The organism is Listeria cossartiae subsp. cossartiae (assembly GCF_014224155.1).
GTDB lineage: Bacteria > Bacillota > Bacilli > Lactobacillales > Listeriaceae > Listeria > Listeria cossartiae.
Genome location: NZ_JAASUI010000001.1, coordinates 738,089 through 757,917, shown reverse-complemented (window position 1 = coordinate 757,917; position 19,829 = coordinate 738,089). Strand labels below are relative to the sequence as shown.

The following is a 19,829-nucleotide window of genomic DNA, read 5'->3' as shown; positions in this document are numbered from 1 at the left end:
CACGAAAAATGTCTAGGCCTTCCATCAGAGATTACTCTGCAGTATATTTTTCAACTAATTCTACAACTTCTTCTGCTGTAGATTTGTTTAAAGCTTCTTCCGCTAATTTCACCATTTCAGATTGATCTAAACGTTTGATTAACGAACGAGATTTAAGAATGCTTGAAGCACTCATTGAAAACTCATCTAAGCCTAAGCCTAAAAGAAGTGGTACAGCCGTTTGATCTCCAGCCATTTCTCCGCACATACCAGTCCATTTGCCCTCTTTATGAGAAGCGTCAATTACCATTTTAACTAAACGTAAAATGGATGGATTGTATGGTTGATATAGGTAAGAAACGCGTTCGTTCATACGGTCAGCAGCCATTGTATACTGAATTAAGTCATTTGTTCCGATAGAGAAGAAATCAACTTCTTTTGCAAATTGATCAGCTAAAACGGCAGCAGCAGGAATTTCAATCATAATTCCAAGTTCGATGGAATCAGATACTTCTGTTCCAGCAGCTTTTAGTTTCGCTTTTTCGTCTAGTAAAATATCACGTGCTTGACGGAATTCATTTACTGTTGCAATCATCGGGAACATAATTTTTAAGTTACCATATACACTTGCACGAAGTAACGCGCGAAGTTGTGTACGGAATAATTCTTCATTCGCAAAACAAAGACGAATTGCGCGGAATCCTAAGAATGGGTTCATTTCTTCAGGAAGTTCTAGGTATGGTAACGTTTTGTCGCCACCGATATCTAATGTACGAACAACCACAGATTTTCCGTCCATTCCGGATACAACTGCTTTATACGCTTCAAATTGCTCTTCTTCTGTTGGGAAATTGTCGCGACCCATGTACAAGAATTCTGTACGATAAAGTCCAACTGCTTCCCCGCCGTTAGAAATAACACCTTCTAAATCATTCGGAGTTCCGATGTTTGCTGCAAGCTCCACGTGAACACCGTCTTTAGAAACGGTTTTTTCATTTTTAAGTTTATCCCATTCTGCTTGTTGTAAAGCAAAATCAGATTTAATTTTTTCATAGTGAGCGATTTGTTCTTCTGTTGGGTGGATGATAACATTACCTTCCAAACCATCAATAATAACAATATCGTTTTTCGCTACGCTAGCAGTAACTTCTTTTGTTCCAACTACTGCTGGAATTTCAAGAGAGCGCGCCATAATAGCGGAGTGAGAAGTACGACCACCAATATCCGTCACGAAACCTTTAACAAAGTTACGGTTAAGTTGTGCGGTATCAGAAGGCGTTAAATCAGCTGCAACAACAACTACTTCCTCATCAATTAAAGCTGGATTAGGAATAGTTACACCTAGTAAGTGAGAAAGAACACGTTTACGTACATCTTTAATATCCGCTGCACGTTCACGCATGTATTCGTTGTCCATAGATTCAAACATACCAATAAACATGTCTGTCGTTTCTTGTAAAGCTGTTTCTGCATTCGTTTTAGCGTTTTTAATGCTTTCTTCGATTGGTCCTGTTAATTCAGGATCATTTAAAACTAGAAGATGCGCATCAAAAATTTGAGCCTTATCTTCGCCTAAGTCTTTAGCAGCTTTCTCACGGATCATTGAAAGTTCTTTTTTAGAAACTTCTAACGCGCTTTCAAAACGTTTTACTTCACTTTCAACATCCGTAACTTCTGTTTTTTCATAGGAAAGATCAGGTTCAACGAGCAGATAAGCTTTCGCAATGGCAATCCCATCAGATGCTGCGATACCTTTCAACTCTTTAGCCATTATTCAGCCAATCCTTCTTTCTTAAGAACTTCAGTTAGTCCTTCGATTGCTTCTTTTTCATCGCTACCTTCAGTGTAGATAGTGATGTCAGCGCCTTTACCAATACCTAAAGACATAACGCCCATGATTGATTTAAGGTTTACTTTTTTACCAGTGTATTCAATTTGAACGTCAGAGCTGTATTTACTTGCAGCCTGCACCAATAGAGTTGCTGGGCGTGCGTGAATTCCTGTTTCATCGATTACTACAAAACTTGCTTGTTCCATAATTTACATTCTCCTTTGTAAAGAAATTTGTTGTAACCTTTTAAGCCGAAAAAATTTCGACAAAAAAGACTATCCCTCAATTAAAAAGAGTACCATGTTTTAACTATTGTTACAACTATTTGATTAAAAATTTTTTAGAATATTTTTTTGCCGTCTGCCCTGTTTCCTTCTTTATAAGCCAGAGAAAAGGGAGCGTTTTCTATAAATTTATTAACAAAATGATTCCTTTTTTATTTAAAATACACTTTTTAATGGCTTATAGTTGATTTTAATGGCTTTTTAGTGCAGAATTTAAGGAAGGTTCAAAAATGCATACATTCTTTTTCAGCAAGATAGTGGCAACACCGAAAATTGAAGGAGTGATAACAATGGCAAAAGCACATGTTGGAGACATTATTGAATTTAAGGATGGCTTAACAGGAATCGTTGAGAAGCTCAATGAAAATTCCGTTATTGTCGACTTAACTTATATGGAAAATTTTAAAGATTTAGGTATTGAAGAGAAAACCGTTGTAAACCACAAAAATTACCAAATTATTCATTCTGTGGAAGAAGACGAAGAAGAAACCGAAGAATAATAAACAAAATAGTTTTTTAAGTGCGCAAAAATAAAGCATTTCCGTGTGATAATGCTTTATGTTTTTGCGTTTTTTATATGTAGAAAAACGGGAAAAGGAGCGTTTAATTTGGAGAGTAAAAAGAAAATCGCCATTATTGGAGCTGGACCAGGTGGCTTGGCTGCTGGGATGTTACTAAGCCAGCTCGGCTATCAAGTAAGCATCTATGAAAAAAATGATCGCATTGGCGGCAGAACTGCGCTACACAAAATGGGTAAATACTCATTCGATGTCGGTCCTTCTGCGCTCACGATGACGCATATTCTGACTTCTCTTTTTATGGACTGTCATCGAAATATTTTGGACTATGTTTCTCTTTTACCGATTAATCCAATACATACACTTTATTTTGAAGATATTACTTTTCCACTTTATAGTGATCATTCTGAAACAAAAGCCGTAATTAAAACGTATTTCCCCGGAGAAGAAGATGGCTTTGAACGCTTTATGAAAGAAAATACGAAAAAAATGCTCTATGTTTCCCCGCTCAATCAATTTAATTATAGTTCGTTGTTTGATTTTTTCCGCCCGACAACTTTGCGTGCTATTCCTAGTTTGACGCTTGGAAGATCTTTAATGGATGATTTAGCGCGATATTTTAATAGTAGAAACCTTCGTCTCGCTTTTTCGTTGCAAATGCGCTACTTAGGAATGTCACCATGGGATATCCCCGCGGCTTATAGTATTATCCCCTTTTCGGAATACTACTACGGCACCTTCCATCCCATCGGTGGACAAAATAAAATTGTCGAGGCGATGCAACAAGTAGTTACGGAGAATAAAGGAAAATTCTTCTTTAATTCCGAAGTAACCGAGTTCGAAACAAACGGCAAAGACATTACAGGCGCCGTGCTTGCCAATGGTAAAACAATTGAGGCAGATTATTATTTCACTAATTTGGATTTTATTTATTCCTTAACCAATGAACCGCCGAGCAAATTGGAAACGAAAGAATATTCCTCTTCCGCTTTTATCATTTACCTTGGCTTAAAAACGGTCTTGCCTTTTTCGCATCAATCGATTATTTTTCCAAAAAATTACCGCGAATTTGCGAATAATACCATACATAAGAAAATTTTATCCCAAGATTTATCGATTCATTTGACCAATCCTTCCGCAACAGACAATACGATGGCACCAATCAATCATTCTAGCGTCCGCATTATGGTGCCCGTCCCAAATAATACGAGCAACATCGATTGGCAAAAAGAAACACCCGCTTTTCGGAAATTAATTTTAGATACCGTAAAAGAGCGTTTAGATGTGCCAGATTTAGAAGATTATATTGAAGAAGAATATATTATTACCCCAATAGACTGGGAAAAGAAATATCATGTTAAATACGGGGCTATCTTTGGTTTGCAACATTTATGGCGCCAACATGGCTTCTTGCACCCTTCGAAAAAATCACCTAAATTCAAAAATTTATTTGTGATTGGCGCCGGCGCAATGTCGGGTAGCTCCCTTCCTTTTATTATCGAAAATGCCCAAATCGCCACGCAGAAGTTTTTACAAAAAGAAAAGAAATCCGAATGATTACTCGGATTTCTTTTCTTTTTCCAGGCTGAAAAAATAACAAGCCGTAAAAATAATATTGGAAACAATGATAATCGCAATCGATGTCCATAAATCAAGATAAAACGATAAAAATACGAAAAAGGCAATGATAATCCAATAAACAATAACAATTTCTGATTTTAAATCCGGATATTTGAGGCGTCCCCAACTGTCCGTCAAACTCAAAATAAAGTAAATCATTAAATGTAAAATAAGACCTAACAACCACCAATTAACAAAATCCGATAGTTGCAATATTGTGAATCCATTCTGCGTAATGTATAGTTGTTTGGATTGCATCGTGATTGGCTCGATCAACACTTCAAAAATCATCACCATCGTTGCAGCAATAAAGGAATAAATCCCGCCGCGAATCCAGTCAATATTAATTTTTAGCGTAATTTCTCGAGCGATAATGTGTGTACCCGCAACCATCCCGACCCAGATAAAGCCCATCGTAACCGGAATCCCGTATACACTTCCACCCAGCGCAGAACCGATATACTCATCCGTATAACTCAACTGCATCCACTCGATACAAGTACTCACCACAAAGATAAGTAACGTGATTGCCGAACCTAGCCATTTACCATATTGCATAATAAAGAAAACAGCCGCAAACACACCAGTAAAGACTAAAAATAACGATTGAATCGCCGTTAACTCTGGTGGAATAATATGCAAGGAAACAAGCAATACACTGCCTAAAAACCAGAATATATAAATCCAAAGTAAAAATTTGTAGTTTTTTTCTAACATCTATGAACCACTCCTATTTTTTAATTATATAGGATTTATTAAATTGCACAACTTTTATCTTATCTTTTGTTTAATTGTTGCCAAACGATTTCATTTGTTTTAAAGTAGTATGAGAAGTAATTGTTAAGAAGAGGTGTAAAGTATTTTGAAGAGCATCAAGATCGATTATAAACTTGTACTGGGACTCATTTTATGCGCCCTACTTGTTATATTAACCTATCAGTTCCCTCGTGTTTTTTGGTATCTATATGGAGCTGGGATGTTATTTTTACTTAGTTTTGTGATTTTTAATGATGATTTAAAAAAGGAATTTTCGTTCGTTAAAGGCATTTTACCAGGAATTTTTTCCGGAATTGTCCTTTATATTATTTTTTACATAGGCGCCTTTATTCTAAAAGTAATGCCAGGTGGTCTAGATAATTCTGTGGAAGCTGCTTTTAATAAGTATTCGACGCATTCATGGGTGATTTGGTTGCTACTGATTGTCGCTATTATCCCTGGTGAGGAAGTTTTCTGGCGTGGCTTTGTATTGAAACGGTTAAACCATTATTTTAATCCATGGTTTTCTAACATTTTTGGAGCGTTACTTTGTATGGCGATGATGCTTCCAAGTGGTAATTTTGCGGCTATTATTGGTATTTTTGTTGCATCTCTCGCATGGAACATTATGTATTCGTATCGTCCAAGCCTACTGATGTTGTATATGTCGCATTTAACCTTTGCCTTTTTACTACTCGCGGCACTACCAATTTATTAAAAATAACCCAGAAACACTCCTTTTACAGGGGTGTTTTTTTTCACAAAAATTTGAAGCAAAATACTTGAAAGTCAAAATAGGTCAGTATATAATAGATTCATAAGGTCAAATATAGTCAAAGTCAAGACCTTTCATTTCTCATTTTTAAAAGGAGGAAATTAATGATGAACTGTGAAAAATGTAATCAAAATCAAGCAACTATCCAACTATATATGAATATTAATGGCAAGCGTGTAGAAATGCCGCTTTGTGCCTCTTGTTATGCCGAAGTTAGAAATCAAGCAAACTTTGGCGCGAATGAATTTCCAAATACTGGCGGCTCTCCGTTTGATGATATTTTCCGTCAATTAAGTGGCGCTGCAGCAAACCAAGCTGGCCGCGAACAAAGAAGCCAAGCAAATCCACAAGTACAAACACAAACTAGTGGCGGTGGAAATGGTTTACTAGATGAATTCGGGACAAATTTAACCGATATGGCGAAAAATGATCAATTAGATCCAGTCATCGGTCGTGACAAAGAAATTAAACGTGTCATTGAAATTTTGAATCGCCGGAATAAAAACAACCCTGTTCTCATTGGTGAACCAGGTGTTGGTAAAACTGCCGTTGTCGAAGGACTTGCAAATGCGATTGTCGCAGGAAATGTTCCAAGCAAACTAATGAACAAAGAAGTTATTTTGCTCGATGTGGCTTCCCTTGTTTCTGGGACAGGTATCCGTGGTCAATTTGAAGAACGTATGAAACAACTAATTAAAGAGCTTCAAGAACGTAAAAACACGATTCTCTTTATCGATGAAGTCCATACAATCGTTGGCGCTGGTTCCGCAGAGGGTTCGATGGATGCTGGCAACATTTTAAAACCAGCACTCGCACGTGGTGACTTACAAATGATTGGTGCAACAACACTAAAAGAGTACCGCACTATCGAAAAAGATGCCGCACTTGAGCGTCGTTTCCAACCAGTGACAGTAAATGAACCATCCACAAAAGAAACGCTAACTATTTTAAATGGTTTAAAACCAAAATACGAAGATTTCCATGAAGTCGTTTATTCACCAGAAGCATTATCAGCTGCAGTTGAATTAAGCGCTCGTTACATCCAAGATCGTCATTTACCAGATAAAGCCATCGATTTAATGGATGAAGTTGGTTCCAAATACAATCTATCTATTGAAAAACTAGACGAAAACACTGTGAGCGAACGCGTTGCCCGTTTAGAAGACGAAAAAAATCAAGCTCTTCAAATGGAAGACTACGAAAAAGCAGCCAAAGTTCGGGACGAAATTACTCGACTAGAAGAAAACAAAACAAGCAACTCATTCTCAGAACGCCCAGTCATCCAAGCATCCGACATCCAAGCAATCATTGAGGAAAAAACTGGCATTCCAGTAGGACGTTTACAAGAAGACGAACAATCCAAAATGAAAAACTTAGAGAGCAACTTAACTGGTAAAGTAATTGGTCAAGAAGATGCTGTGAAAAAAGTTGCTAAAGCGATTCGCCGTAGCCGCGTCGGCCTCAAATCGAAAAACCGACCAATTGGCTCCTTCCTATTCGTTGGACCAACTGGGGTCGGAAAAACAGAACTTGGTCGCACACTTGCTCGTGAACTTTTCGGTACTAGTGAAGCGATGATTCGTTTAGATATGAGTGAATTCATGGAAAAACATAGCGTCTCTAAATTAATCGGTTCTCCTCCAGGCTATGTTGGTCACGAAGAAGCTGGTCAATTAACAGAAAAAGTTCGTCGCAATCCTTATAGCATTATTCTTTTAGACGAAATTGAAAAAGCACATCCAGACGTTCAACATATGTTCCTGCAAATTTTAGAAGACGGTCGACTAACTGATTCACAAGGACGTACAGTGAGCTTTAAAGATACAGTCATCATTATGACAAGTAACGCTGGCGCAACTGACACAGAAGCTTCTGTCGGCTTTAATACAACAACCGAATCAAAACTTGAAAAAGGTTCTGACATCTTAGCAAAATTAGGCGCATACTTCAAACCAGAATTCTTAAACCGTCTAGACAGCGTCATTGAATTTAAATCCCTAGAAAAAGACGATTTAGTACAAATCATCGACTTAATGCTCGTTGATTTAAATGAAATGCTCGCTCAAGAAGATGTGACAATCGATGTTTCTAAAGAAGTAAAAGAACATTTGATTGACCTTGGTTATGACCCTAAATTCGGAGCACGACCACTACGCCGGACTATCCAAGAACACCTAGAAGATGCCATTGCCGACAGTTTAATTGAACAACCAGAAGCAAAACATCTCGTTGCAACCCTTAACGATAATAAAGAAATTACTATAACAGAACAAGTAACAGTGTAATAAAAAAGGCTTGAGTTAACTTAAACTCAAGCCTTTTTCTAATGCAAGTAAATATTGTTTCTTATCTACATCCGCCCCATTATAGCCCCCAAGCTCTCCATTACTTTTCACACATCTGTGACATGGAATAATAATCGGAATTGGATTAGCGCGATTCGCTTGCCCTACTGCTTGCACAGCTTTAGGGCTACCTGCTGAAATCGCAATATCTTTATAACTCACAACAACCCCATACGGAATTTCACTCAATGCTTGCCAAACCTTTTGTTGAAAATCGGTTCCTTTAAGGAGCACCGGCAAATCAAAATGCTCTCTCTTGCCTTCAAAATAGTCATCTAGTTGGGTAGTTAATGCTTGAAAAAGTTCTTTTTCTATTATAGTTCCTTCTAGAAGTTCCCAATTTTTTGGCTCGTCATACGAAATATTCCTAATCCACTTTTCATCAATAGTTATAAATAAATCACCCACTGGCGATGATTTTTGTTGTTTTAGCATTCTGTCGCTCCTCTCCTCTTAAGTTATTATTCTAAAGATAGCACGTCCCTCTTCCATTCGCAACTAGCTGTCATGCCCTGTTAATATTTGATACTTTTTGTTACTTAACTGTTGGATAAGCGTTACAGAATTCAGGGTAAAATAAACAATAGTTTGTCAACATAGAATAGAAAGGACTGTTTTTTATGGAACAAACCGCCTTAAAGCGGGAAAGTTATTTCGACAATGCCAAGTTTATTCTAATTTTTCTAGTAGTTTTCGGGCATTTTCTCCAAACATTTATCGCGGATTATGCGGGTGTCCGTGTGCTTTATATTTATATCTACACGTTTCACATGCCTGCTTTCGTGCTAATATCCGGATTTTTCGCTAAAAGTTTTGGTAAGCCTGGTTATTTAAAAAAGACGATGAAAAAGCTCATTTTACCTTATGTGTTTTTTCAGCTAATATATAGTATTTTTTATTATTTTCTTTTAAGTAAAGACAGCCTTTCTATTAAACTACTTGATCCAGAGTGGTCACTTTGGTTTTTACTTAGTTTGTTTTTCTGGAATTTAATGCTTTTTGTTTTTGCAAAAATTAAGCCGTGGAAGTCGATAAGTATTGCTCTTTTTATTGGGTTAGTAGCTGGATATTTTGATATTATTGGGGGTTATTTGAGTTTATCTCGGACACTTGTATTTTTCCCGTTTTTCTTAGTTGGTTATTTTCTAAGGAAAGAACATTTTTACTATCTTAAAACACATTTTGCTATGATTCTTGGGGGAATTTTCATTGTTTTACTTTTATCCTTTATCACGCTTCATCCTAACTTAAATGATAAGTGGTTTTTAGGCTCTAAACCTTATGCGAACTTTGTGGAAGTGAAGTCGCTCGGTCTATTTATACGGGCGCTTGTGTATTTCATTAGTTTTGCTTCGATTGCCGCTTTCTTCAGTTTTATTCCTCGAAAAAGGTTATTTTTCACTAAATGGGGTAAAAATACGTTATATGTTTATTTGTTACATGGCTTCTTTATTAAATTTTTTCGTGAAGGTGGCCAGACTGACTTTCAATATAACCCTTCCACATTTTTACTACTATTTATCATTACCTTTGCCTTAACGGTGTTGCTGTCCAGCCGATTGGTAAAAACGGTCGTCCAGCCGGTGATTGAACTTAGGGTATCGATGCTGCGGGATGTGTTTAGCCGCTTAGTAAAACGGGAAAGTTATTAAACGTATAGCTAGAAAAAGGAGGTTTTAATATGGGTTCAAGAAAACCAGAAATTATCATCGGATTAATTGGCTCTATCATTGGGATTTTAGTTGGCTTTTGGATTATTAACTATGGAGATTCCGTCACAGATTATATACAGACGTTTACTTATTTGCCAGGTGAATTAGGTAATGAGTTAGAAAATCTTGGGTGGATTACATTAATCGCATCGGTTGTTGCTTTAATTGCTTCCCTCTTGATCAAATCAGCGCCACGTGGTTGGGGTGTTATCTTAGTCGTTATCGGTATCGTACTTTTCTTCGTTATCGGAACTGCTTGGATTGTATCAGGAATCTTAATCACTTTAACTGGTTTAATGGGAATTTTCAGAAGACCAGTTCCAAAATCAAATTATTAATTAGTAACCTCTTGGTCGTTTTGATCAAGGGGTTTTTAATGCACGAAAAAAGCCATTCTGTAGTTAGCAGAATGACTTTTTGATTTAACCAGTAATAATTTTCTCTTTTGGTAAACGAATCGCATTTTTAGGCTGGTTTTTATTTCGCAAGCTAAGCATCGAATACATAATTCCTACCCGACCGATAAACATCAACACAATAATAATTAATTTACCTGGTGTGGATAAATCTGGTGTTAAGCCTACCGAAAGTCCAGTCGTACCAAATGCCGAGAACACTTCAAAAATGACGGCAATGAGCGAGGCGGTTTCCGTTTGCATTAAAATAACAATGGAAGAAATACTTACGAACCCTGCTACTAACGTGACAGCGAGCGATTTCCGCACATCTTCCTGATGCAGTTCCCGTCCAAAAATGTAGACATGTTTCCGACCACGAATAACCGAATAAATAAATAAAATCGTAATCGCAAACGTTGTCGTTCGTATCCCGCCCCCAACAGAACTTGGGGAAGCACCGATGAACATGAGGAAAGAAACGAGTAGTAACGTCGATACCGACAATGCGCCACTATCAATCGTTTGCAGCCCCGCGCTTCGTGATGTTGCCGATAAGAACATCGAATTAAAGAACCCGTAGTCCCAACTATGCCCACTAAAGAAATGCTGATATTCAAACAACCAAATCAACAGCCCCCCACCAATCAAAAGAACAAAGTAAGTTAGCGTCGTCACTTTAACAAATAAGGAAAAACGGAACGGAATCAATGTGTTTTTCTCAAATAAAAATCGGCGTGTCTCAAGCAACACTGGGAAACCAATCGCCCCAGCAATGATTAATAAAATCGAAATAAACTGAACGAAATAATCATTCGCGAATGGCATTAATGACTTGCCTGTAATGTCGACACCCGCGTTGGTTACTAGTGAGACTGAGTTATATAGCCCTTGGAACATCGCATCCCAAAAATTCGGATAGAGCGGAATGAAGTAAATCCCTAAAATCAGCGCTCCAATTAGCTCAATACCAAAAATTAAAACAAGGATTTCACGGAGCATCCGCACCATCCCGCTCATAGTAAACTGATTTGTATCCGTCATAATTAATTGGCGCTGTTTTAAACCAATCCGTCTTTTTAAAATCAAGTAGAAAAACGTACTAATCATCATGACACCAAGTCCACCAATTTGGAAAATCGCCATTAACACCCAAATTCCGGCCGTACTATAGGTCTGACTTACATCTACTGTCGTTAAACCAGTAACACTCACCGAACTCGCCGCCGTAAAAAGTGTATCAATAAACGATACCTTTACCCCTTTTTGTAAAGTAAACGGTAAGCTGAGTACGATGGTAGAAATCGTCACCGCCAGAAAATAATACGCAATAATAACTTGAACTGGCGTCATGCGTGCCAAAACAAGCTTTAATCTTCTGCGTAGTTTTACTTCCTGATCATATTCAAACTCTTTTGGTTTTCTTCTCTTTTTTTCTCGCAATGATATAACCACCCAAACCTATTATTATCATAACCGACCAGAATGTCAGCTTCCAAACGGCTGAATCTGGAAAATCTTCTGGAATAATTGCTACGGAAGGATGTGCTAGCGTTAGAACCGCCATTTTCACACCTACCCAACCAACAATTAAAAACGCTGCTGTTTCAAGTGTAGGGTAACGCTCTAATAATTTAACCACCTGTGTGGCCGCAAAACGAATAACGACAAGTCCTGCGATACCACCAAGGAACATCACGATAAATTGCCCACCGTTCATTCCTCCAATATCAAAATTCCCTAAATCTGGCAAAGTAACAACCAGTGCCGCTGCCGCTAACATCGAATCTAGTGCAAAAGCGATATCCGTCAATTCCACACGAGCAACGACACCCCAAAAGGACGTTGATTTGGCTTCTGATGTTTCTTTAACTTCTTCTTGTTTACCTTTTTTAAGGCGCCACATATGCTTAATTGCTAAATACAATAAGTACACAGCACCAATGGCTTGTATTTCCCATATTTTTACTAAAAATGAAATTAAAAATAGTGCAACAAAACGGAAAACAAACGCGCCAACTAACCCATAAAATAAGGCTTTTCGTTGCTTATCGTGCGGTAAACCTTTGACAATAACTGCCATAACTACGGCATTATCTGCGGAAAGAATTCCTTCTAACACAACTAAAACAAGGAAAACTAACGCGTATTCGCCCCAAATAGAAACATCCATTCCTCATTCACCATCCTTCTACTCTATCATAAAATTGTGATTTCAGCATCTGGTTGTATGTAAAACCAGAAGTACAATCATGCACTTCTGGTTAGTTAAAACTTATTTAGTTATTTCAGCTTTTTTCTTACTACGGTAGGAAACGAACCATCCCCATAGAATAATAAGAATCATCACACCCCAGAAAATTAATTTCCAAAGCGTTGACTCAGGGAAGCTGTGTGGAATTACCCCAAGACTTGGATGTGCTAACGTATAAATTACCAGCTTCACGCCTACCCAACCAACAATTAAAAATGCGGCTGTTTCGAGACTCGGATAGCTTTTTAGTAATTTAACAAATTGAGTTGCAGCAAAACGGATAATAATTAGGCCAACAAGTCCACCTAAGAACATAATCGCGAATTGTCCAGTATCAATCCCACCAATGTGACCCCAACCAGTTTCTGGAAGTGTAATTGCAAGGGCAACTGCGGCAAGCATGGAATCAATTGCAAACGCTATATCTGCAATCTCTACTTTTAGAACGGTCATCCAAAAACCAGAGCCAGCTTTTTCTTTCTTCTCTTTTTCTCCGTCTTTTCCTTTTGCATGTTTCCAAATATGACTAATAGCAATATATAGTAAATATGCGGCACCAAGCGCTTGAACTTGCCAAACATTTGCCAAAAAGGAAATTAAGAATAATGCGCCAAAACGGAAAACAAAGGCACCCATTAATCCGTAAAATAACGCTTTTTTCTGTTGTTTATCTGGGAGATGTTTGACCATAACAGCCATAACGACCGCATTATCTGCTGCTAAAATCCCCTCAAGACCGATCAGGACAAGTAACACCCAACCGTACTCTAAAATCATTGCTGTATCCACTAATTCTTTTCCTCCTTTGTTCTATTAAAATGTCAAAGATCTCCTATTTTGAAGAAACAAAAAAGCGAGACCTGCCCGTAAAGGCAAAGGTCTCGCTAACATTTAAAGTTAAATGTGATAAAACCGATGATATCTCTATCATGTAATGACGACTTTATCCTGATTAAAAACTAATCAGCGCTACTCCCCTCTGACATTTGTCAAAGAACGATATATGATTACCTAGAGAATAATACCATAATTTAGAACTTCTCGTCAACTAATTTTTCTCACAAACTTTTTAAACCGCTAAGTCTTTCGTTTTTGCGCTACTAGCTATTTTAATATTATGGATTGTGAATAGTGTCACACCGATTAAACATGTAAGCACTTCCGTTGTTGTTAATGACCAAATCACGCCCATAAGTCCGAAATAATGCTGCCCTAAAATAATTACTGGAATAAAAATAATCCCCTGTGAAACTGACATAATCGTAGCCGGAATAGCTTTACCAATTGCTTGAAAAGTACTTGTAAACAGCCCCGTAAATCCACTGAAAAGAGAAGATATCAGCATCGCAACCATAATATGCACACCAAGCGTTATCACACTTTGACTGTCACTAAATAGATGCATCACTTGGAAACGGAAAATAAATACAAGACTCGAAATCACAAGTACGATAAGACCGATACTCATCGCAGTAAACCGTATTGCTTTTTCAAACCGCGCAATATTTCCCGAACTATAATTATAAGCTAACAGCGGAATAATTCCCATGTACAGCCCCATACAAATAAATTCAGGTAACTGCACCACCCGAAGCGCTACACCAAATCCAGCAACGACCCCTTCACCGTACAGCATCGAATAGTGATTTAAAACGAGCGTTGTTACAATGAGGAATAACGATAAAAGCAATTCTGAAACGCCAATTTTAAAGACATTTTGAACGATTTCTTTTGTCGCTTTAAACCATTTAAAATGAATCGACAAATAATGACTTTTCTTCTCTAAATACCAAGCATAGTAAATCAGCGAAAATAAGCTTGCTAATCCTACCGAAACTGCAGCCCCCACCACATTAAAATCAAAATATAAAATAAGCAGTGGATCGAATACTAAATTAACAAGCGTACCAATCAGCATTCCATTCATCGAAACCCGTGAGGCCCCCTCAGCCCGAACCACTTGTTCTAAAGCAAAATTCGCAATAATAAACGGACTACAAATTAGAAGCGCCAACGTATAATTTTTCGTGTGTAAAAAGCTCGTTGCATCCGCCCCAAGAAAATGAGTAACCGGATTGATTAAAAAGCCCAGTAAAATCGCGCAGATAATTCCTAATACTAAACTTCCGTATAAAACAAAGGCGGAAACTTGCTTTGCCTTCGCACTATCTTCTTTTCCTAGCAAGCGAGAAATATACGTCCCGCCACCAACGCCAAACATATTTCCAATCGCCATTAAAATCGTAAACATTGGCAAACCAAGCGTTACCGCCGTCAACATCGATGTGTCATGCAACAAACCGATAAAGAACGCATTGACGATGTTATAAATGACCCCTACTGACATCCCGAGCATCATCGGAATTGATAAGTGCGCTATCGCCTTAGGAATGCTCGCTTTTGTTAAATAATAATTATCTGAGTGTTTCATTTTAGTTCCCCCTTGAAAATAGTTAGAATTCTAACTATATAGTTAAATTTTTTTATTCGGTATTATCGTCAATCTTGCTAAGTAGATCAATAAAGATTTTATACTCATCAGCGGAAAGAATTTTCTTCGCTTTATCGTCTTCACGCGGAAAAGAGGCATTAAATTCATCCACAATCTGCTTGCCTTCCTCTGTTAGAATGACTACTTTTTCTCGGCCATCACGAAGACTTGGTTTTCGGTAAATCAGTTTCTTCTTCTCGAGTCCTTGAATCAAGCTAGTAATACTTGCACCACGCGTTTGGAAAATTCGCTGAAGATCTTTTTGGATAATTTCATTTGCCGCGTTATCATTTAAAAATCCAAGAACTCTAGCTTGTTGTGTTGTCAGCCCAAATTGAGCAACTTTTGCGTCCATTTTACGTTTGGATTTAATCATAATCGAACGAATTAACGTATCCATCGTCTTCTCTCTTCTCACGAGTATTCCTCCTTATTAATTAGAATTCTAACTAATTATAGCGCGTTTCAAAAAATTGTCAAGAAAAAAACAACCTATTTGCAAAAATACAAATAGGTTGCATCTATTATAGTAATGAAGTTAATTCGATATCTGGATTTTTATCATTAAACCAATTGATCGCGAATTCGTTTTCGAATAAGAATAACGGTTGGTCGAAACGGTCTTTCACTAGCATGCTTCTCGCTGTCGAAAGTTTTTCGTCCGCGTCTTCTTCTTTAACCCAACGAGCGATTTTTTTGCCGATTGGTTCCATCCGGATTTCTGAATTATATTCGCCGCGCATTCTATGTTCGAATACTTCAAATTGCAACTGACCAACAGCACCAATGATGTATTCTTCCGTACGCCACGTTTTAAACAGCTGAATCGCACCTTCTTGCACGAGTTGCTCGACGCCTTTATGAAAATGCTTTTGTTTCATGACATTTTTCGCATAAACACGCATAAATAATTCTGGCGTAAACTGTGGAAGTTTTTCAAATTCGAGTTTTTTACTTCCATTAGTAATCGTATCGCCAATTTGGTAATTCCCCGTGTCGTACAAACCGATAATATCACCAGCTACCGCACGATTAACCGTTTCCCGGTCATCTGCCATAAACTGCGTCGAGTTCGCAAGCTTCATGCTTTTTCCTGTTCGCGTTAACGTAACGTTCATACCACGTTCGAATTCACCTGAACAAATTCGAATAAAGGCAATCCGGTCGCGGTGAGCAGGATTCATATTGGCTTGGATTTTGAAAATAAAACCAGAAAACTTCGGATTATCTGCTTCAATCACACCTTCATTCGATTCATGACTGGAAGGAGCAGGCGCAAAATCAACAAATGTACGTAAGAAAGTTTCTACGCCAAAGTTTGTTAAGGCACTCCCGAAAAATACTGGTGTTTGCTCGCCCGCAATAATACGTTCGCGGCTAAAGTCATTACCAGCCTCATCTAGCAACATAATTTCTTCCAACGCTTGATCGTAATAAAGTGATTTTTGAATAGCGTGTGCTTCTTTCAAATCACCATCTTCACCAAGTGGTAAGAAACGCTCGTCTTCCTCTGAACGATATTGCTCAATTACACGGTGGTAACGGTCATAAAGTCCAGCAAGCTCTTTACCCATCCCAATCGGCCAGTTCATAGGATACGATTCAATGCCAAGAACTTCTTCTAGTTCAGCAAGCAATTCCAGTGGCATTTTCCCTTGACGGTCCATTTTGTTAATAAACGTAAAAATAGGAATTCCGCGCATTCGACAAACTTTGAATAGTTTAAGCGTTTGGGCCTCGATCCCTTTCGCCGCATCGATAACCATGACCGCGCTATCGACCGCCATTAGCGTCCGGTACGTATCTTCACTGAAATCCGAGTGTCCCGGTGTATCCAAAATATTAATTCTTGAACCATTATAATCAAACTGCATCACAGAACTCGTTACCGAGATACCACGTTGTTTTTCAATTTCCATCCAGTCACTTGTCGCAAACTTGCCAGATTTCTTTCCCTTTACAGTCCCAGCTGAACGGATAACGCCACCGAATAATAATAATTGCTCAGTAATCGTCGTTTTCCCAGCATCCGGGTGAGAAATAATCGCAAACGTTTTGCGTGAAGCAACTTCTTTTTGCAAATCTTGACTCATTGTTATTTTCCTCCTAGATTCATTCACATTCCATAAGTATAGCATAACTAGGAGAATTTCGGCTGATTTTTTATTCAAAAATTATTTTGTTTGCCGTTTCATTAAGACGACAGATAATGCGCCAAACACGACTGCAAAGGCGATTAAAATAAGTAAGCTCAGTCCTGTTGTTACGGTTTTGTCGCCCCAATAAATCGTAATCCCAATCATTTCTTTTGTCGCATCCATCGCATGAGTATTCCCTGTGAAAACTTGTTGCAGCGGCTCTTTTGTCATAATTTCTCGGATAACTGAGGCGCCGTACGTGAAAGGGAAGCATTTCATCACCGTTTGCACTGCCGCTGGAAGAGAACCCATTGGCAAATAAATTCCAGCAATAAAACCAATCACTGTCCCAACAATCGTCGAGACCGAACTAAAGGCACTAGCTTTCTTCACCAAACTCGCAATAAAAAACATAATGCTACTACAACATAGAACATTAATTAAAATAATTCCGATTAAACGCGCCCAACTTTCTAGCGGTAAAAAGGCTCCACCAGTCAACCAAATATACATTTCACCAACAAACAGGGTTATCACAGAAAGCAGAAACGAAGCTACCAGCCCACTGACAATATAACTGATAACAATACGCCACCTTGAAGCCGGTGTTATCGCAAAACTTCTTGCAATGCTAAACTCTTCATCATGCACTTTTAAAGAAAAAACTGCGAGCGAAACAGTGACCGGCGTTATCGCCAAAATCCCGGCAATCACCCACGTATTCACTAATTCTTGTATCCCCGTTGCTTTCCCAGAAGCCTGTTTGAACATATCTGCCATATTGTTTCCTAGAAAAATCGCATACAAGCCAATAATAATTAAAATCGTCAATAACGACATAAATACAGCCGTTCTATCACGAAAATAGATTTTCAAATTCCGACTAATCATTAGAATCCTCCTTAATCATCGAGATAAATGCGTCATCAAGATTTCCTTTAATTACCTCAAATGAACTGTAAAGTCCCTCCGCTTGGTTTAAAATAGCCAAAATTCCGACATCTTCCTTTGTGACATCCACGCACATCGAATCCTTCGTTACTTTATACGGCAAATCTAGTTTCTCGACGATTACTTGCAGTTCCGCTAGCTTCGGTTCATAAAAGAAAATTTTGTCCACAGAAAAGCGACTTCTAATACTCGCTGGCGTGCCTTCCGCAATGATTTTGCCTTTATGAATAACCGCTAACTGGTCCGCGTCCTTCGCTTCTTCTAAATAATGTGTCGTCAAAAACACTGTCATTCCTAATGCTTCTCGCAAATAATCAATAATTTTCCAGACACTGACTCTCGTTTTCGGATCCAGCCCTGTTGTCGGCTCATCTAATAGCAAGATTTCTGGATCATGCATAATCGCTCGGGCAATTTCCGCCCGGCGTTTTTGTCCACCAGATAATTTTTCAAACCGCCGATTCAAAATATCCTCAATCCCCATAATAGAAGAAACAAGCTCCAGCCGTTCGGTAATTTCCGCTTTTGTTTTCCCATACAAACTCGCACGATTATATAGATTTTCCCGCACCGTCAGCAAATCATCCAACACATTATCCTGAAAAACAACCCCCAATTTCTGCCTAAACGCTTTACGATTTTTAAAGGTCAACTTTTCATCATCAATAAAAATTTCTCCCGAAGTGGCTTCGCTTTCTGTGCAAATCATACTCAGTGTGGTCGATTTCCCCGCGCCATTTTCACCGAGAAAAGCAAACAATGACCCTTTTTCCACTTCTAAATTAATACCTTTGACTGCTTCCACTTTACCAAACGTTTTAACTACATTCGTCAGTTTTATCATTTTGTCTCCCTTTCTCGCATTTCTGCTAGTTTTTGATTAATTTCATTACTGAATTTTACATCGCGATAGCTGAAAAAAGCATGCATGACCATAAACGTCACACAAATGAATCCTAAGATAATCATAAATCCAGCAATTGTATCGTACCAATCAAACAGCCATCCCAGCCCTAAAATCGCCGCACTAATAAAAAGGAAAAACACAATCAAACGGCTATAAAAAGATCGCTTCGTCTTAATCGAATGAGTAAAAAGTAATTGCTGAATAAAAGTCGTCGCTATACTAAAAGCTAACATAATATACACATCACGAATGGCAATTGTTTCAGTTTGTCCTGTCGCGATATAAGAACAAATCATCGTTATCATCGAGGCCGTGAAAATAATACACATAGATTGAATAAATTGAATTAGTTTTTTACTCATTTGCGCTTCCCTCCTATGTTTAATTTCTGCTTTAAGACTTTGGCGTATTGCCTTGAAATAATCACTTTTTCACGATTAAAAAGATTCGCTTCAAATTTCCCATTAAAACCAGGTGCAATTTTTTCAATCGCTTCGATATTTAATATCATTGATTTTGAACATCTGAAAAAGGAACTATCTTTAAATTTTTCTTCTAATTCATATAATTTCCAATGGATTTCATAAATGTCTTGTTCCGTATAAACAAAGATTTTGCTCTCTACTGCTTCAAAATATAAAATCGCTTTTGGCTCCAGTAAATAAGTAGCGCCGTCTTTTTTGACCGAGATTTTTTCCGTTGATCCTTCAAGTCCCGCTAGCTTATTGGATACCTCTTCTAAATTATCGGGATGGCAATATATTTCCACTTCACCAACCACCATATTTGTACTTTGCTTTACATGGAATTTCATCTAGTTGCCTCCCTTTTTTTCTTTTATTATAAACGCTTAGTTAAAAACTACAAGCCAAT

General features: G+C 38.0%; 20 protein-coding genes and 1 riboswitch. Of the genes, 6 read left to right on the top strand and 14 right to left on the bottom strand.

Annotated elements, in window-relative coordinates:
• Nucleotides 1-31: 31 nt before the first annotated feature.
• Together ptsP and HCJ30_RS03895 are read right to left on the bottom strand one after the other, a co-directional pair.
• A complete protein-coding gene (gene ptsP, locus HCJ30_RS03900; RefSeq protein ID WP_185391055.1) occupies nt 32-1,750 on the bottom strand; it encodes a phosphoenolpyruvate--protein phosphotransferase in 1,719 nt (572 codons plus the stop codon).
• Nucleotides 1,750-2,016: a phosphocarrier protein HPr gene (locus HCJ30_RS03895; RefSeq protein WP_003719221.1), complete on the bottom strand. Its 267-nt coding sequence runs from the start codon at nt 2,014-2,016 to the stop codon at nt 1,750-1,752. The genes ptsP and HCJ30_RS03895 overlap by 1 nt, the downstream gene beginning before the upstream one ends.
• A gap of 308 nt (nt 2,017-2,324) precedes the next feature.
• Between HCJ30_RS03895 and HCJ30_RS03890 the strand changes: the two genes are divergently transcribed.
• Together HCJ30_RS03890 and HCJ30_RS03885 are read left to right on the top strand one after the other, a co-directional pair.
• Nucleotides 2,325-2,594 carry a YkvS family protein gene (locus HCJ30_RS03890; protein ID WP_185391054.1) on the top strand — a complete coding sequence of 90 codons (270 nt, stop codon included), beginning with the start codon at nt 2,325-2,327 and terminating at the stop codon, nt 2,592-2,594.
• A gap of 51 nt (nt 2,595-2,645) precedes the next feature.
• The gene (locus HCJ30_RS03885) at nt 2,646-4,169 is read left to right on the top strand and encodes a phytoene desaturase family protein (RefSeq protein WP_185391053.1); all 1,524 of its coding nucleotides are present in this window, start codon (nt 2,646-2,648) and stop codon (nt 4,167-4,169) included.
• Here HCJ30_RS03885 and HCJ30_RS03880 read toward each other — a convergent pair whose 3' ends face one another.
• On the bottom strand, nt 4,170-4,949 hold the full coding sequence (locus HCJ30_RS03880; RefSeq protein ID WP_185391052.1) for a DUF422 domain-containing protein: 780 nt from the start codon (nt 4,947-4,949) through the stop codon (nt 4,170-4,172).
• A 145-nt stretch (nt 4,950-5,094) separates the two neighbouring features.
• Here HCJ30_RS03880 and HCJ30_RS03875 point away from each other — a divergent pair, with 145 nt between their 5' ends.
• On the top strand, nt 5,095-5,706 hold the full coding sequence (locus tag HCJ30_RS03875) for a CPBP family intramembrane glutamic endopeptidase (protein WP_185391051.1): 612 nt from the start codon (nt 5,095-5,097) through the stop codon (nt 5,704-5,706).
• 164 nt (nt 5,707-5,870) lie between these two features.
• Nucleotides 5,871-8,048 (top strand): ATP-dependent Clp protease ATP-binding subunit, encoded by a 2,178-nt coding sequence (locus tag HCJ30_RS03870; protein WP_185391581.1) that lies wholly within the window; start codon nt 5,871-5,873, stop codon nt 8,046-8,048.
• A 15-nt stretch (nt 8,049-8,063) separates the two neighbouring features.
• Here the strand turns inward: HCJ30_RS03870 and HCJ30_RS03865 are convergent, their stop codons facing one another.
• Nucleotides 8,064-8,543 (bottom strand): methylated-DNA--[protein]-cysteine S-methyltransferase, encoded by a 480-nt coding sequence (locus HCJ30_RS03865; RefSeq protein WP_003729828.1) that lies wholly within the window; start codon nt 8,541-8,543, stop codon nt 8,064-8,066.
• 185 nt (nt 8,544-8,728) lie between these two features.
• On the opposite strand from HCJ30_RS03865, the gene HCJ30_RS03860 reads away from it, so the two are divergent.
• Together HCJ30_RS03860 and HCJ30_RS03855 are read left to right on the top strand one after the other, a co-directional pair.
• Nucleotides 8,729-9,760: an acyltransferase family protein gene (locus tag HCJ30_RS03860; protein WP_185391050.1), complete on the top strand. Its 1,032-nt coding sequence runs from the start codon at nt 8,729-8,731 to the stop codon at nt 9,758-9,760.
• A 29-nt stretch (nt 9,761-9,789) separates the two neighbouring features.
• A complete protein-coding gene (locus tag HCJ30_RS03855) occupies nt 9,790-10,158 on the top strand; it encodes a DUF4064 domain-containing protein (protein ID WP_185391049.1) in 369 nt (122 codons plus the stop codon).
• Nucleotides 10,159-10,242: 84 nt separating this feature from the next.
• Here HCJ30_RS03855 and HCJ30_RS03850 read toward each other — a convergent pair whose 3' ends face one another.
• The 10 genes from HCJ30_RS03850 to HCJ30_RS03805 all read right to left on the bottom strand — a co-directional run bounded on the left by HCJ30_RS03850 (nt 10,243) and on the right by HCJ30_RS03805 (nt 19,770).
• Nucleotides 10,243-11,577, bottom strand: a complete 1,335-nt coding sequence (locus tag HCJ30_RS03850; protein ID WP_185391580.1) for a TrkH family potassium uptake protein — start codon at nt 11,575-11,577, stop codon at nt 10,243-10,245.
• A 43-nt stretch (nt 11,578-11,620) separates the two neighbouring features.
• The gene (locus HCJ30_RS03845; RefSeq protein ID WP_003729829.1) at nt 11,621-12,388 is read right to left on the bottom strand and encodes a MeeY/MeeF family manganese export membrane protein; all 768 of its coding nucleotides are present in this window, start codon (nt 12,386-12,388) and stop codon (nt 11,621-11,623) included.
• Between the two features lie 102 nt (nt 12,389-12,490).
• A complete protein-coding gene (locus tag HCJ30_RS03840) occupies nt 12,491-13,258 on the bottom strand; it encodes a MeeY/MeeF family manganese export membrane protein (RefSeq protein WP_185391048.1) in 768 nt (255 codons plus the stop codon).
• Between the two features lie 97 nt (nt 13,259-13,355).
• A riboswitch (yybP-ykoY riboswitch) is annotated at nt 13,356-13,459 on the bottom strand.
• Between the two features lie 79 nt (nt 13,460-13,538).
• Nucleotides 13,539-14,900, bottom strand: coding sequence for an MATE family efflux transporter (locus HCJ30_RS03835; protein WP_185391047.1), 1,362 nt, complete (start codon nt 14,898-14,900; stop codon nt 13,539-13,541).
• A gap of 52 nt (nt 14,901-14,952) precedes the next feature.
• Complete coding sequence (locus HCJ30_RS03830; RefSeq protein WP_185391046.1) at nt 14,953-15,378, bottom strand: MarR family winged helix-turn-helix transcriptional regulator; 426 nt, start codon at nt 15,376-15,378, stop codon at nt 14,953-14,955.
• A gap of 106 nt (nt 15,379-15,484) precedes the next feature.
• A complete protein-coding gene (locus HCJ30_RS03825; RefSeq protein WP_014600696.1) occupies nt 15,485-17,053 on the bottom strand; it encodes a peptide chain release factor 3 in 1,569 nt (522 codons plus the stop codon).
• Between the two features lie 81 nt (nt 17,054-17,134).
• Entirely contained in the window at nt 17,135-17,989 is an 855-nt protein-coding gene (locus tag HCJ30_RS03820; RefSeq protein ID WP_185391045.1) for an ABC transporter permease, read from the bottom strand.
• On the bottom strand, nt 17,982-18,893 hold the full coding sequence (locus tag HCJ30_RS03815; protein ID WP_185391044.1) for an ABC transporter ATP-binding protein: 912 nt from the start codon (nt 18,891-18,893) through the stop codon (nt 17,982-17,984). Before HCJ30_RS03815 ends, HCJ30_RS03820 begins: the two co-directional genes overlap by 8 nt.
• The gene (locus tag HCJ30_RS03810; protein WP_185391043.1) at nt 18,890-19,318 is read right to left on the bottom strand and encodes a DUF3021 family protein; all 429 of its coding nucleotides are present in this window, start codon (nt 19,316-19,318) and stop codon (nt 18,890-18,892) included. Before HCJ30_RS03810 ends, HCJ30_RS03815 begins: the two co-directional genes overlap by 4 nt.
• A complete protein-coding gene (locus tag HCJ30_RS03805) occupies nt 19,315-19,770 on the bottom strand; it encodes a LytTR family DNA-binding domain-containing protein (RefSeq protein WP_185391042.1) in 456 nt (151 codons plus the stop codon). Before HCJ30_RS03805 ends, HCJ30_RS03810 begins: the two co-directional genes overlap by 4 nt.
• Nucleotides 19,771-19,829: the final 59 nt, after the last annotated feature.